This is a genomic window from Streptomyces sp. AM 4-1-1 (assembly GCF_029167625.1).
In the GTDB taxonomy this organism is placed as follows: Bacteria; Actinomycetota; Actinomycetes; order Streptomycetales; family Streptomycetaceae; genus Streptomyces.
Map to the genome: position 1 here is coordinate 6,229,152 of NZ_CP119145.1, position 13,590 is coordinate 6,242,741.

At 73.0% G+C, this 13,590-nt stretch carries 13 protein-coding genes and 1 pseudogene; 12 read left to right on the forward strand and 2 right to left on the reverse strand.

The window, feature by feature from the left end; translation table 11 throughout:
* Positions 1-31 precede the first annotated feature (31 nt).
* From PZB75_RS26300 to PZB75_RS26335, 8 genes are all read left to right on the forward strand, one after another.
* Positions 32-1,150, forward strand: coding sequence for an XdhC/CoxI family protein (locus tag PZB75_RS26300; protein WP_275537769.1), 1,119 nt, complete (start codon positions 32-34; stop codon positions 1,148-1,150).
* Between the two features lie 414 nt (positions 1,151-1,564).
* The gene (locus tag PZB75_RS26305) at positions 1,565-1,867 is read left to right on the forward strand and encodes an urease subunit gamma (RefSeq protein ID WP_275537770.1); all 303 of its coding nucleotides are present in this window, start codon (positions 1,565-1,567) and stop codon (positions 1,865-1,867) included.
* A complete protein-coding gene (ureB, locus tag PZB75_RS26310) occupies positions 1,864-2,304 on the forward strand; it encodes an urease subunit beta (RefSeq protein ID WP_275537771.1) in 441 nt (146 codons plus the stop codon). Before PZB75_RS26305 ends, ureB begins: the two co-directional genes overlap by 4 nt.
* A 1-nt stretch (position 2,305) precedes the next feature.
* A complete protein-coding gene (locus tag PZB75_RS26315) occupies positions 2,306-4,009 on the forward strand; it encodes an urease subunit alpha (RefSeq protein WP_275537772.1) in 1,704 nt (567 codons plus the stop codon).
* Positions 4,009-4,698, forward strand: a complete 690-nt coding sequence (locus PZB75_RS26320) for an urease accessory UreF family protein (RefSeq protein ID WP_275537773.1) — start codon at positions 4,009-4,011, stop codon at positions 4,696-4,698. Before PZB75_RS26315 ends, PZB75_RS26320 begins: the two co-directional genes overlap by 1 nt.
* Entirely contained in the window at positions 4,691-5,389 is a 699-nt protein-coding gene (gene ureG, locus PZB75_RS26325; RefSeq protein ID WP_275537774.1) for an urease accessory protein UreG, read from the forward strand. Before PZB75_RS26320 ends, ureG begins: the two co-directional genes overlap by 8 nt.
* Positions 5,386-6,111: an urease accessory protein UreD gene (locus PZB75_RS26330; protein ID WP_275537775.1), complete on the forward strand. Its 726-nt coding sequence runs from the start codon at positions 5,386-5,388 to the stop codon at positions 6,109-6,111. The genes ureG and PZB75_RS26330 overlap by 4 nt, the downstream gene beginning before the upstream one ends.
* Positions 6,112-6,202: 91 nt before the next feature.
* A complete protein-coding gene (locus tag PZB75_RS26335; protein WP_275537776.1) occupies positions 6,203-6,955 on the forward strand; it encodes an SDR family oxidoreductase in 753 nt (250 codons plus the stop codon).
* A 162-nt stretch (positions 6,956-7,117) separates the two neighbouring features.
* Here PZB75_RS26335 and PZB75_RS26340 read toward each other — a convergent pair whose 3' ends face one another.
* Positions 7,118-7,339 (reverse strand): hypothetical protein, encoded by a 222-nt coding sequence (locus PZB75_RS26340; protein WP_275537777.1) that lies wholly within the window; start codon positions 7,337-7,339, stop codon positions 7,118-7,120.
* Between the two features lie 106 nt (positions 7,340-7,445).
* Positions 7,446-8,405: pseudogene (locus tag PZB75_RS26345) on the reverse strand (N-acetylmuramoyl-L-alanine amidase); the annotation flags it as partial.
* Positions 8,406-9,088: 683 nt separating this feature from the next.
* Between PZB75_RS26345 and PZB75_RS26350 the strand changes: the two are divergent.
* The 4 genes from PZB75_RS26350 to PZB75_RS26365 all read left to right on the forward strand — a co-directional run bounded on the left by PZB75_RS26350 (position 9,089) and on the right by PZB75_RS26365 (position 13,173).
* Positions 9,089-9,322, forward strand: coding sequence for an acyl carrier protein (locus tag PZB75_RS26350; protein ID WP_275537778.1), 234 nt, complete (start codon positions 9,089-9,091; stop codon positions 9,320-9,322).
* Positions 9,319-10,599 (forward strand): beta-ketoacyl-[acyl-carrier-protein] synthase family protein, encoded by a 1,281-nt coding sequence (locus tag PZB75_RS26355; protein ID WP_275537779.1) that lies wholly within the window; start codon positions 9,319-9,321, stop codon positions 10,597-10,599. The genes PZB75_RS26350 and PZB75_RS26355 overlap by 4 nt, the downstream gene beginning before the upstream one ends.
* Positions 10,600-10,679: 80 nt before the next feature.
* Positions 10,680-11,591 (forward strand): alpha/beta hydrolase, encoded by a 912-nt coding sequence (locus PZB75_RS26360; protein ID WP_275537780.1) that lies wholly within the window; start codon positions 10,680-10,682, stop codon positions 11,589-11,591.
* 358 nt (positions 11,592-11,949) lie between these two features.
* Complete coding sequence (locus PZB75_RS26365; protein WP_343286285.1) at positions 11,950-13,173, forward strand: ROK family transcriptional regulator; 1,224 nt, start codon at positions 11,950-11,952, stop codon at positions 13,171-13,173.
* Positions 13,174-13,590 lie beyond the last annotated feature (417 nt).

The following is a 13,590-nucleotide window of genomic DNA, read 5'->3' on the forward strand; positions in this document are numbered from 1 at the left end:
CCGTGCTTCACGTACCTGTAAGGAGAACGCCGTGCTGGACATCGCCGAGCAGCTCGACCGGTGGGTCGGGCAGGGCCGTGACTTCGCCGTCGCCACCGTCGTGGCGGTCGACGGCAGCGCGCCCCGGCAGCCGGGAGCGGCGCTCGCCGTCGACCGCGACGGCGCCGCGATCGGTTCGGTGTCCGGCGGGTGCGTGGAGGGCGCGGTGTACGAGCTGTGCCGGCAGGCCCTCGACGACGGGGTCACCGTCCGTGAGACGTTCGGGCACAGCGAGGAGGACGCCTTCGCGGCCGGCCTGACGTGCGGAGGCGCCCTCGACGTCCTGGTGACACCGGTACCCGCGGACGACCCCGCGCGACCGGTGTACGCCGCCGCCGTGGCCGCCGCCGCGCGTGGGGAGGCGGCGGCGGTCGCGCGGATCACGCGGGGGCCCGCGGGTCTTCTCGGCCGGCCTCTCCTCGTACGCCCCGAGGGCCCGTACGAGGGCGGGCTCGGCGGACATCCCGAGCTGGACCGGAGCGCGGCGGCCGAGGCCCGCGCCCTGCTGGACGCGGGGCGCACCGGCTGCGTCGTCATCGGCGCCGAGGGCTCGCGCTGTGGACAGCCGCTCACGCTGCTGGTCGAGTCGAGCGTGCCGCCGCCCCGCATGATCGTCTTCGGGGCCGTCGACTTCGCCTCCGCCCTGGTGCGGGCCGGGAAGTTCCTCGGGTACCACGTCACGGTGTGCGACGCCCGGCCCGTCTTCGCCACCAGGTCCCGGTTCCCGGACGCCGACGAACTGGTCGTCGACTGGCCGCACCGCTACCTCGCCTCGACCGCGACCGACGCGCGCACCGCCCTCTGCGTGCTCACCCACGACGCCAGGTTCGACGTCCCGCTGCTGGCGGCGGCGCTGAAACTGCCGGTCGCCTACGTCGGCGCGATGGGCTCGCGCCGGACCCATCTGGAGCGCAACGACCGGCTCCGCGAGGCCGGGGTCACCGAGCGGGAGCTGGCCGCGCTGCGCTCACCGATCGGGCTGGACCTCGGCGCCCGTACGCCGGAGGAGACCGCGCTGTCGATCGCCGCCGAGATCGTCGCCGACCGGCGCGGCGGGAGCGGGACGCCGCTGACCGGCGCGCACACCTCGATCCACCATGAGGGGGTCTGACGCCCTTCCCGTGGCAGGAAGCCCGCTCCCTGTCACGGGGGAAGCCGTCGGCCGGACGGCCCGGGACGGGCGCCGGGCGCCGATCCGTCCACGGTCGTCCCGGTACGGCGACCACCGCGGCCGAACCGACGGCCGCGTCACGGCGAGCGATGTCCGCAACCGGCGTACCGCGAGGGTCGTTTCGGCGCCCACGAACCGGGCGGGCGGCCCCGCGCTCCTTCCGGATCGCCCGCCGCGAACCACCGAAATCGGGCAGATTTCGCACCTGTTTGCCCGTATTTAGTGGGTCATAATCCTGGAAAGGGACTTTTTGCGGTGCGTGGAAAGTTGCCACGGGCCGGTCGGCAGGCTTATAAGAGGGATGTGGTCCGGTGATTCCGTGAATTCCGGGGGCTGCCGCCATGGAGGTTTCCCATGTTTCTGACTCCGTCCGACACGGAGAAATTGCTGCTGAGTGTTGCCGGAATGGTCGCCCGTGACAGGCGCGAGCGCGGCGTTCTGCTGAACTACCCCGAAGTCGTCGCCCTGCTCTCCTGCTGGGTGCTCGAACGGGCTCGTGAAGGGGCGCCCGTGAGCGAGCTGATGGTCCGTGGACGGACCGTGCTGACCCGTGCTGACGTGCAGGAAGGCATCCCCGAGATGCTGCACGACGTCCAGGTCGAGGCGACCTTCCCGGACGGGCGCAAGCTCGTCACGATCACGGCGCCGATCCCGTGATCCCCGGCGAGATCCGGACCGGACCGGGCGTGCTGACCGTCAACGAGAACGGCGTGAAAATACAGGTCATCGTGGTGAACGACGGTGATCGCCCCATTCAGATCGGATCGCATCTGAATTTCCCCGACGCGAATCCCGCGCTTTCCTTCGACCGGGCGAGGACCGAGGGATTCCGCCTCGACATTCCGTCCGGTACGTCGATGCGGTTCGAACCGGGCGTGGGCGCCGAGGTGACGCTCGTCGAGCTGGCCGGGCGGCGCGTGGTGCCCGGGATCGTGCTCCCCGGAACACGTACCCGCACCCACCACCGCACCGCCGTCGGCTCCGACGCGAGGGAGTCCACCACCACCCGTGGCCCCGACGCGAGGGAGACCGCCACCGGTCCCGGCGCGGTGGCGGCCGACGACGCCCGTGCGGCAGGAGAGGAGGAGCACTGACATGGCCCAGCTGACCCGCGCGGCCTACGCGGCGCTGTACGGCCCCACCACCGGAGACAGGGTCCGGCTCGCCGACACCGACCTCTGGATCGAGGTCGAGGAGGACCGCTGTTTCGGCGGTGACGAAGCCGTCTTCGGAGGCGGCAAGTCCATCCGGGAATCCATGGCCCAGGCCACCACTCCGCGCGCCGAGGGCGCACTCGACCTGGTCATCACCAACGCCGTCGTCCTCGACCACTGGGGCGTCGTCAAGGCGGACGTCGGCATCAGAGCGGGCCGGATCGTCGCCCTCGGCCGCTCGGGCAACCCCGACATCAGCGACGGCGTCCACCCCGGCCTCGTCATCGGCCCCGGCACCGACGTCGTCTCCGGCGAGGGCCGAATCCTCACCGCGGGCGCCGTCGACACCCACGTCCACTTCCTGATGCCGGAAACCCTGCACGAAGCCCTGGCCACCGGCACCACCACCGTCATCGGCGGCGGCACCGGAGCCACCGAGGGGTCCAAGGCGACCACCGTCACCCCGGGCTCCTGGAACCTCGCGATGATGCACCGGTCCCTGGACGCGATCCCCCTCAACATCATGCTGTTCGGCAAGGGTTCCACCGTCGGCGACGAGGCCCTGCGCGAAGCGGCGCTCGGCGGCGCGGGCGGCTACAAGGTCCACGAGGACTGGGGCGCCACCCCGGCCGCGATCGACGCCGCGCTGCGCGCCGCCGACGCCCACGGCCTCCAGGTCGCCCTGCACGCCGACAGTCTCAACGAGGCCGGATACGTCGAGGGAACCCTCGACGCCATCGCCGGACGCGGCATCCACGTCTTCCACGCGGAGGGCGCGGGCGGCGGCCACGCACCGGACATCATCACCGTGGCCTCCCACCCCAACATCCTCCCCGCGTCGACCAATCCGACGCTCCCGCACACCGTCAACACCGTCGCCGAACACCTCGACATGCTGATGGTCTGCCACCACCTCAACCCCCGTGTGCCCGAGGACCTGGCCTTCGCGGAATCCCGTATCCGCGCCACCACCATCGCCGCCGAGGACGTCCTGCACGACATCGGCGCCCTCTCCATCACCTCGTCCGACGCCCAGGCCATGGGCCGCATCGGCGAAGTCGTCTGCCGCACCTGGCAGGTGGCCCACGTCATGAAGCGGCGCTTCGGCGACCGCGGCACCACCCTGCCCGCCGACAACGAACGCGCCCGCCGCTACGTCGCCAAGTACACGATCTGTCCCGCCGTCGCCCACGGCATCGACCACGTCGTCGGCTCCGTCGAACCCGGCAAGCTCGCCGACCTGGTGCTCTGGGACCCCGCCTTCTTCGGGATCAGACCCGCCGCGGTGATCAAGGGCGGCATGGTGGTGTACGCGCCGCTCGGCGACGCCAACGCCGCGATCCCCACCACCCAGCCCGTCCTGCTCCGCCCCACGGCCGCGGCCGGAGCCGGGGCCCATCTGTCGGTCAGCTTCGTCGCCCCCGCCGCGCTGGCCGACGGCCTCGCCGAACGCCTGGCCCTGTCCAGGGAGTTGGTCGCCGTACGGCCCACCCGCCACCTCACCAAGGCGGATCTGCCGAACAACACGGCGCTGCCCGCCATCGAGGTGGACCCGGAGACCTTCGCCATCCGGATCGACGGCGAACCCGTCGAGCCCGCCCCCGCCGCCGAACTGCCGCTCACCCAGCGGTACAGCATGTTCTGATGCGCGAGGCCCCGGCGCGCGGTCTCGCGCCCCTCCTGCTCGCGGACGGGCGGCTCCCGGTCGGCGCGTACACCTACAGCGCGGGCCTGGAGCCGGCCGTGGCGGCCGGACTCACCCGTGACCAGATCCCCGACCTGCTCAGGGCCCGGCTGCGGACCACGGCCGTCACCGAGGCCGCGGCCGCCGTCCTCGCGCTGCGGGCGGCGCGCGGCGACCCGGTGGACTACGGCCCCGTACAGCGGGCACTCGCCGCCAGAACCCCGGCGGCTCCCCTGCGCGAGGCCTCGGCCGCGCTCGGCCGGGGAGTGCACCGGCTGGCCCGGCGACTGGCCCCCGACCACCCCGCGGTCACCGCGCTCGCCACCGCCCGCACCGCATCGCTGCGCCCGCTGCGACCGGTCGCGCTCGGCGCGCTCGGCGCCGTACTCGACGTGAACGAAAGGGAGTTGGCGTACGGAGTGGTTTACGACGAACTCCAGACCATCGCCTCGGCCGCACTCAAACTGCTGCCGGGCGACCCGCTCGACTCGGTCGCCTGGCTCCTCGCCGCCGAACCGGACGCCGAGTCCGCCGTGGCGACCGCCCTCACCGTGCGCACCCCGGGCGAACTGCCCGCCCGCACACCCCCGCTCACCGAACAGTGGGCACTCGAACACCAACGACGAGAACGGAGACTCTTCCTTGCCTGACCAGACATCCCCCCACACCCACCAGGTCCGTGCGCTGCGCCTCGGCGTCGCGGGACCGGTCGGCACCGGCAAGAGCTCGATCCTGGCCACCCTGTGCCGCGAGCTGTCCGGTGAACTGTCCATGGCCGTCGTCACCAACGACATCTACACCGACGAGGACGCCCGCTTCCTGCGCTCGGCGGGTGTCCTGCCCACCGAACGCATCCGCGCCGTCGAGACCGGCGCCTGCCCGCACACCGCGATCCGCGACGACATCAGCGCCAACCTCGACGCGGTCGAGGACCTGGAGGAGGCGTACGGTCCGCTCGACCTCGTCCTCGTCGAGAGCGGCGGCGACAACCTCACCGCCACCTTCAGCCCGGCCCTGGCCGACGCGCAGCTCTTCTGCATCGATGTCGCGGGCGGCGGCGACGTGGCCCGCAAGGGCGGCCCCGGCATCACCGGCGCCGACCTGCTGATCATCAACAAGACCGACCTCGCCCCCCATGTGGAGGTCGACGTCGCGGCCATGGTCTCCGACGCCGAGTCGGTCCGGTCGGGACTGCCCGTGCTGGCACTGTCCAGGAAGGACGCCGCGTCCGTCGCCGAACTCGCCGACTGGGTGAGGGCCCTGCTCGTACGCCACCGCTCCGGCACCCATGTCCCCGCCGATCCGGGCCCGATGGCGCCGCACGGCCACAGCCACACATGACCGCGCCGACGGTCGTCACCGTCGAACGCGACGGCGCCGGCCGCCACCTCGCCCGCGACCTCGGTCCCGGTTCCTTCCTGGCGCCCCGTCCTCTGCTGCCGGTCCCGGACGGGCTGCGCATCGCGCTGGTGGGGACCACGGCGGGCCTGCTCGCCGGGGACGACCTGTCACTGCGGATCACGGTCGGCCCCGGGGCCCGGCTGCGCCTCGTCGAACCCACCGGGCTCGTGGCCTACGACCACCGGGGCGGCACCTCGGCCTGGCGGGCCCGGATCGACATCGCGGAGGGCGGCGAACTGCGCTGGGACTCACAGCCGTTCGTGATCTCGTCGGGCGCGAGCGTCGAGCGCTCCATGGACGTCCGGCTGGCGCGCGGGGCCAGGATGGTGTGGCGCGACACCCTGGTCCTGGGCCGGTCGGGTGAGCGTGGCGGCGGTGTACGGGCGACGACCCGCGCCTCCTACGACGGGGATGAGCTGCTGGTCGAGGACCTGGACCTGACGGACCCGTGGCTGCGCGAGCTCCCCGGAATCCTGGGCCCGCACCGGGTCATCGGCTCGGTCACCGCCCTCGGCGGCAGACCGGGCGGTCCGCCCCACCCGTACCGCACCGATCTGGCGGGACCGGGCGCGCAGGTGCGCCTCCTGGACACGGTGGCGCCCGCCGTCGAGGCGGAACTCGGCCGGCTCACGGACGTCTGGGCGGCCTGGGAAGCGTCATGATGTGCATGATGCATGTGATGTGTATGGTGCAGAGTGCGGGCGTCGGGCGGGGGTGGAGCGCCGCATCACAACACGTCGAGGGAAGAGTGCGATGAAGTCGGAGAACCTGGAGAACAAGGTCGCGGTCGTCACGGGCGGGGCGTCCGGCATCGGTGAGGCCGTCACCCGCGTGTTCGTCGAGCGCGGTGCCCGGGTGGTCGTCGTGGACCTCCAGCAGGCGGCCGGAGACGCGCTCGTCGGTGAGCTGGGCGACGCGGTGACGTTCATCCAGGGAGACGTCTCCGAGCGGTCCGTCGCCGACCGGGCGGTCGCCACGGCCGTGGAACGCTTCGGCAAGCTCGACATCCTGGTGAACAACGCCAGTGCCTCCCGGGTGCGGCCCTTCGTCGAGCAGACCGAGGACGACTGGCGGCTGGCGATGGACACCGGCCTGTACGCCACCCGCAACTTCATGCTGGCCGCTCACCCGGAGCTGCGGAAGGCACAGGGGGCGGTCGTCAACTTCGCGTCCGGCGCGGGCATCGACGGACAGCCGAACCAGACCTCGTACGCGGCCGCGAAGGAAGCCATCCGCGGACTGAGCCGGGTGGTCGCCAACGAGTGGGCCGTGGACCAGATCCGGGTCAACGTCGTGTCGCCGATGGCCGCCACGGCGGGTGTCACCCGGTGGGCCGAGGCCAACCCCGAGCAGTACCGCCTCTCGGCCGCCAAGGTCCCGCTCGGCCGGTTCGGCGACCCCGTGAAGGATGTCGCCCCGGTCGTCGCCTTCCTGGCGAGCGACGACGCCCGCTACATCACGGGCCAGACCCTGATGGCCGACGGCGGAGCGATCAAGCTGCGCTGAGCCGCGCACCGGGGCCGACGCCCCGCCCGGCGCCGGCCCCGGTCCACCTCCGCCGGCGGCTCCCGTACCGTTCGCGTGTCCCCGTCCAGCGCGGTCGGCGGGAGCGTCACCCGGACCTGACGGACGGATCGCCCGGCGGCGGGAGTCCGTCCCGTCAGAACTTCAACAGGCCCGGGGTGTCGGGCACTCGGCGGACTGGTGGGCCGAGGTCGCCGGCGTGCCGGACCCGCACCGGACCACGGCCACCACCTCGTCGCGGATCACCGGCAGGTCCGTCCAGCGGGCGGCCGTCTCCAGGGTGTCGGCGACGAAGCCGGGACCCGGCGTGAAGCCGTCGGCGGACCTGCCGGCCGGCATCCGCCCGTCGGCCCGGCGTTCGAACACGGCCGCGGTGGCCTTTCGAAGCTCTCGCCGAAGATCGCCGGACCGATCAGCGGGAGGCACCGTCCGACCGCGAAGCCACCGGCGAGGCGTCGGCGGTGGTGACGTACCGCAGATAGCGGGTCCAGTCCCAGTGCGGGCCCGGGTCGGTGTGGTCGTTGCCCGGCACCTCGCTGTGGCCGACGATGTGCGTCCGGTCCTTCGGGATGCCGTACCGGTCGCAGAGATGCCGGACCAGGGCGGCCGAGGAGCGGTACATCGGGTCCGTGAACCACGACGGGTCGTCGACGTACCCCTCGTGCTCGACCCCGAGCGACGAGGCGTTGGCGCTGCGCGCGTGGTACGCGGTGTCGCTGTCCCGGACCATCTGGGTGATCTCGCCGTCGGACGACCGGACCACGTAGTGCGCGCTCACCACGGCGGCCGGGTCCTGGAACCAGCTGATCGATCCCGCGTACGAGCCCTGGGTGACGTGGATGACCACCTTCTGGATCGCCGCCGTCCGGCCCCGGTCGAAGTTGTTCGGGTCCGCCGGTGCCCACAGCGCCGGGGGGTAGTCGGGGCTCCGGGTGCGCTCGTCCGCGCCGGTCAGGGGGTCCTTCCGCGGAGTGACCGGGCGGCCGGGGAAGGCGACCTGCTCGCCGCCGGGGGCGGTGGCGTCGACGCCGTGCTCCAGGAAGGAGAGGACGGTGTCGGCGTAGAGCGCGGCGGCCGGGCCCTCGGCGCCGCTGTAATCGGCGACGGCCGGGTACCAGGCGTCGGGATCGGCGCGCTCGGCGGGGGTGAGGCCCCGTCGGTCCGCGTACGAGCGAAGCACGGCCGCGCCGCCCAGGATGTTGGCCCCGGTGTCCCGCCGGAGGTTGCCGACGGGCCGGCCGGTGAGCGCGGCGGCCTTCTCCAGGGTCCGGTTCGTGGGGTTGCTCACCAGGTGCATCACACCGAAGCCGTTCGCCTGGCTGGGGCGGCCGGCATGGCCGTCGAGGTGTGTCTCGCCGTAGGCGACGGCGACGAGCAGGTCACGCGGTACGCCGAACCGCGCGGCGGCCCGCTCGAAGGCGTGGTTCATCGGGCCGGCGGCGTCCGAAGGGGTGGGTGCGGGGAGCACGGGGAGCGGGGCGCCGGGGACGGGGGCGGCAGGCATGACCTGGGGCGAGGCCGGGGCGGACGGGGTGATCGGGGTGTACGAGGTGGTCGGTACGGAAGAGGTGGGAGGGGCTTCGGGGGTGTACGAGGTGGCCGGGGCGGGCGGTACGGCGGCGGCCGTGGTGGCCGGTCCCGCCGTCGCGGTGGCGAGCAGGGCGGTGACCGCGAGGGCGGTGACCGCGGATGCGCGGCCCCCGGTGGGGGTGGAGGGGTGTCGGGGCATGTCTGCTCCTGCTGTGTGGGGGAGAGGACCACGGGGAGGCGAGCGGCTCCGGCCCGGACGGGTGGGCCGAGTGCCGTGCGGCCCGGTCAGGCTATGCAGTGTTCGGGGCATGACAACGCTGTGCGGGTGTGTCGAAGTCGCTTTCACCCGGATGGACTTGACGAGCGGTCACCGCGCCGTACCCGGCGGCCGGGCCCGCGCCCGGCCCCGCGTCGCCGACCGGATTCGTACACCTGGACGGGCTCCCACCGTACGGGGGAACTCTGATCGGAGTCCCCGCCGCGAAGGCGTATAAAGGGTGCCTCCGGAGCAGCCGGCGTCCCCCGATGGCACTCACCCCCCACGCGGCCGGCGTCACCGCGTACGAGAGCGGAGGAGTGCCTCCCATGAACACGGCAGAAGAGATCAACGCCTTGCTGGTATCGAAGTTCGGAGCCGATCCACTCGCCATCCGGGCCGAGGTTCCTCTCCGCCAACTCCACATGGACTCACTGGCGTTGGAGGAGCTGAGGCTCCTCATCGAGGACCGGATGAAGGTCGACCTGGAGGACGTCTCGCTGACCTCGCGGGACACGGTCGGACAGCTGGTGGCCGCGGTGCACAGCAAGACCGCCGCGTGACCGCCGGTCCGGGCACGGGCCGGGCCCCGGCACACGTCCGCCGGTTCGCCGAGCCGTTCACGGCGGCGGTCACCGGGCTCGGCCTCGTCACACCCGCCGGGGTGGGGGTCGACGCCTGCTGGCGCGGTGTCACCGAGGCCACCGCCCCGCCCTCGGTGCTGCGGCGTCCCGAACTCCAGGGCCTGCCCTGCGACTTCATGTACTCCATCACGGACCTCGACACCCACGCGCTGCTCGGTGTGGCCGCCCAGCGGCTGATGGACCGCTTCTCGCAGCTCGCCGTGATCGCGGCCCGTGAGGCCGTCGCCGACGCCGGACTCGACCCGGCGGCCTGGGACAGCACCCGGGTCGCCGTCGTCATCGGCTCCGCGCACGGCGGTCTGCCCTTCTACGACGAGCAGCACACCATCCTCATCGAACGCGGCGCCCGCCGCGTCACCCCGAAGCTCGCCCCGCTGACCGTCGTGAACGGCGCCGCGAGCAGCGTCACCATGGACCTGGGCGTACACGGCCCGAGCCAGGCCGTCTCCACCGCCTGCTCCTCCGGTACCGTCGCCCTCGGCACCGCGTACCAGATGCTGCGCGCCGGGGCCTGCGACATCGTCATCGCGGGCGGCGCCGAATCGGTCTGTTCCCGTCTGCTGATCGCCAGCGCCTGCCAGATGAAGGCGGTCTCCACCCGCAGGGACGACCCGCGAGCGGCCTGCCGCCCGTTCGACACACACCGCGACGGCTTCGTGGTCGGCGAGGGCGCCGGACTCCTCGTGCTGGAACGTCCCGAGCACGCCCGCGCCAGGGGTGCCACCGTCCGCGGCCACCTCGCGGGATACGGCGCCTCCAGCGACGCGCACTCGACCGTCGCCCCCGACCCGGAGGGGCACGGGATCGAGCGGGCGCTGCGCACCGCCCTCGCGGACGCGGACCTCGGCCCCGCCGACATCGGCCATGTCAACGCCCACGGCACCTCCACGGTCGCCAACGACCTCATCGAGGCACGGATGCTCCACCGGGTCCTCGGCGAAGGCCCCCTCATCACCTCCACCAAGGCGATGACCGGACACACCCTCGGCGCGGCCGGCGGCATCGAGGCGGCCCTGACGGTGCTCGCGCTCCAGCACCGGCTCGTGCCGCCCACCGTCAACCTCGACGCACCCGACCCGGACATCCCCGGCGACGTGGTGGCCAAGGAGGCGCGCCCCGCGACCTTCGACGCGGCCGTCAAGACCTCGCTCGGCTTCGGCGGACACAACGCCGCACTCGTCCTCACCAGGGCCTGACGAACCCGCACGAGCACAGCACACACACGCCGCGGCCGAAGGCCCGGCGGAACAACGGAACGGCGGAGGACGGACAGGCCATGGCGGAGGAGACCACAGAGATCGTCCGGTCGCTGTCCGAGAACGGGCTGCGCTACAGCTACCGGGTGCTCCCGTGTCCCGCGCCGCGCACCGAACCGGCCGTCGTCATCGGCGGCGCCCTCCAGGGGATGTACGGCTGGCCCCAGATGGACGACCACCTGGGGCCCCTGACCGACGTCGTCACCGCGGACCTGCCGGGCATGGGCTCCGCGGACCCGCTCCCACCGGGCGCCGCCACCGAGACCCTGTGCGCGGCGGTCACCGGGATCATCGACGCGCTGGAAGCGCCCCGGGTCAACCTCTTCGGCTTCTCCTACGGGGCCGCCATCGCCTTCGGCTGCGCCCGCCGCGACCCGGACCGGATCGCCCGGCTGGTCCTCGGCGGTGTACCCGCCCACATCAGCGCCGGCCAACGCGCTTACTGGGCAAGGGCGGTGGAGCGGCTGGCCGCCGGTGACCCGGAGGGATTCGCCGCACTGGCCGCGGACGGACTGATGTGCCTCGACCCGGACCGGCACGTCCACCGCAGGGAACTCGCCCGCCGCTACGTACGCCGTTCGTTCCTGCACGCGCTCAACCACTCCGCGCACGCGGTGGACTCCCTGCACCGGGCCCTGGCGGACCGGCCGGACTTCACGGGCGGCCTCTCCGGCGTGCCGGCCCTGATCTTCGCGGGGGAGCACGACACGGTGACCTCCCCGGAACGGCAGCGCGTGTTCGCCGACACGATCGAGGGCAGCCGCTTCGTCACGGTCGGCGAATCCGACCACTGGGTCGTCCTGGAACGCGCCGACGACGTCGCCGATCTCGTCGCCCGCTTCTTCACCGACCGCCCCTTGGACACGGCGCCCGGTCTCACGGGGGTGCCCCGGCCCCGCCGGGCCGGAGTCCCGGACCCGGCCACTCCCTGACGGCCGAGGGGCACGACATGACGCGGCAACAGTCCCGCAACACAGGGCGGGCGCCCAGGCGTCCATGATGCGGACGACGGACCCGCGCAGGGTTGACCGGCCCACTCCGCTCCGGTTACGTTGCGCGACATGCAGCGATCCGCACACCTGACGACGCGAGGTCATGTCGACCTGAAGCGTGTGTGCTCCGCCGCGTGTCACCGGGCCTGAGAGCACGACGCCCGCCCGCGCGCGGGGCGCCCTCTCCACGGGAGAAGCGGACCCGTCGGCCGCACGGCCGGCCCGGTTCCGCCACCGCGGCTCCGCGGAGGAGCCCGCACCGCGTCGCCCGCTGCCACCGATGACCTGGAAGACCTCTGTGAAAAGTCTCTCCGCACCCGCCCGTCGCCCTGCCCACCTGCGTCGGTCCGACATACCGGCCCCCGCCCCGACCCGCCGTCCCACGGGTACCGGTTCGGTGCTCGGCGCGATCCTCGACCACGGGCCCGTCGCCCGCTCCACCGTCGCCCGGCTCACCGGTCTGTCACCCGCCTCCGTCACCGGACACGTCGGCCGTCTGCTCGCCCGCGGACTGGTCCGCGAGAGCGCCGAGACCGCCGGGCCCGGCGGACGCGGCCGGCCGCACGTCCCCGTCGAGATCGACACCGGCCGCCATCTGGTCGCCGGTGCGCACATCGCGGTCGCCCACTCGACGGTCACGCTGATGGACCTGCGCGGCCGGATCGTCGCCGAGGAGCGGCGCCCGCACCGGGGGACCGGCCCGGACCAGGTGCTCGCCGACCTGGCAGCGCGCCTGCCCCCGATGGTCTCCGGCCACGCGGCGGGCCGAACCGTGCTCGCCCTCGGCGTGGCCACCGGGCACCGCGTCGATCCGGTGGCCGGGACCGTGGTGGAGCATCCGCAGCTCCGCTGGCGCGATGTTCCGGTACGGGAGGTGCTCGCGGCGGCGACCGGGCTGCCGGTCCACGTGGACAACCACTCCCGGGCGCTGGCACGGGCCGAGCAGATGTTCGGCGAGGCGTCGACCCGGGCCAGCACCGTGCTCCTGTTCGTCGGCGCCGTCGTGGACGCCGCCTTCGCCACCGAGGGAACCATGCACCGGGGGCCGCGCTCGGGAGCGGGCAGCGTCGCGCATCTGCCCCTGGGCCTCCGGAGCGGGCCCGGCGCGGCCGAGCCCTGCGGCTGCGGCCGGCCCGGCTGCCTCCAGTCCGAGGTGTCGGAGCCCGCCATGGTGCGGCACGCGCTCGAACGCGGCCTGCCCGTCAGGTCGTTCCCCGATCTGCTCGAACTGGCGCTGACCGGTGAGGAGCGGGCGGTGGCCCTCTTCCGTCGCCGGGCCGGGCTGGTCGGACGGGCGGCGGCCCTGCTCCTCGACATGTTCGACCCCGAAGTGCTGGTGGTGGTCGAGCCCGGGGTGGGGCGGCTGCCGCACTGCCTGGCCGACCTGCGGGCCGAAGTGGCGGAGCGCTCCTGGGTCTGTGGCGCACCGGAACGAGCGGTGGTGCCGAGCAGCTTCACCGGCTCGGTACTGGCCACCGCGGGCGGGGCGGTGGCACTCGACGCCCTGTACGTGGACCCCTGAAGCCCTTTCCGTGATCCGGTCGCCGGTTTCCGCCGGATGACCGGGGAACCGAATTAATTCAAATCGTTGCATTGTTGACCGGGCCGACGCCCGAACGGGATGATGGATTCATGAGCAGCCGACAGCGTATTTCCCGGTGCATGCCCTCAGTGGTATGTCGCCGAGGCGCGGCTGAGCCGATGTGCGGATACGCCCGGCATTCCTGTTGTCACCCCTGTCCGGGTCTTCGCTGAGCCCGCAGCCCCGCATCCGGTCCCGCCCTTTCCGCCTGTCCCGCCCGTGCCTCCCCTGAATCGGGTGCGGGCCGTACGGGGTGGTGCGCACGCCTGAATCCACCAGGATTCCCGCTGCGCCCGCCCGTACCACTCCGGCACATCTTTTTCCCTTCACCGGAACGATTTCCGGGACCCCGTTCCA

Coding starts and splice junctions, on each gene's coding strand:
- PZB75_RS26305 (WP_275537770.1), top strand. CDS start 1,565: ATGTTTCTGACTCCGTCCGACACGGAGAAATTGCTGCTGAGTGTTGCC.
- PZB75_RS26315 (WP_275537772.1), top strand. CDS start 2,306: ATGGCCCAGCTGACCCGCGCGGCCTACGCGGCGCTGTACGGCCCCACC.
- PZB75_RS26320 (WP_275537773.1), top strand. CDS start 4,009: ATGCGCGAGGCCCCGGCGCGCGGTCTCGCGCCCCTCCTGCTCGCGGAC.
- PZB75_RS26330 (WP_275537775.1), top strand. CDS start 5,386: ATGACCGCGCCGACGGTCGTCACCGTCGAACGCGACGGCGCCGGCCGC.
- PZB75_RS26335 (WP_275537776.1), top strand. CDS start 6,203: ATGAAGTCGGAGAACCTGGAGAACAAGGTCGCGGTCGTCACGGGCGGG.
- PZB75_RS26350 (WP_275537778.1), top strand. CDS start 9,089: ATGAACACGGCAGAAGAGATCAACGCCTTGCTGGTATCGAAGTTCGGA.
- PZB75_RS26360 (WP_275537780.1), top strand. CDS start 10,680: ATGGCGGAGGAGACCACAGAGATCGTCCGGTCGCTGTCCGAGAACGGG.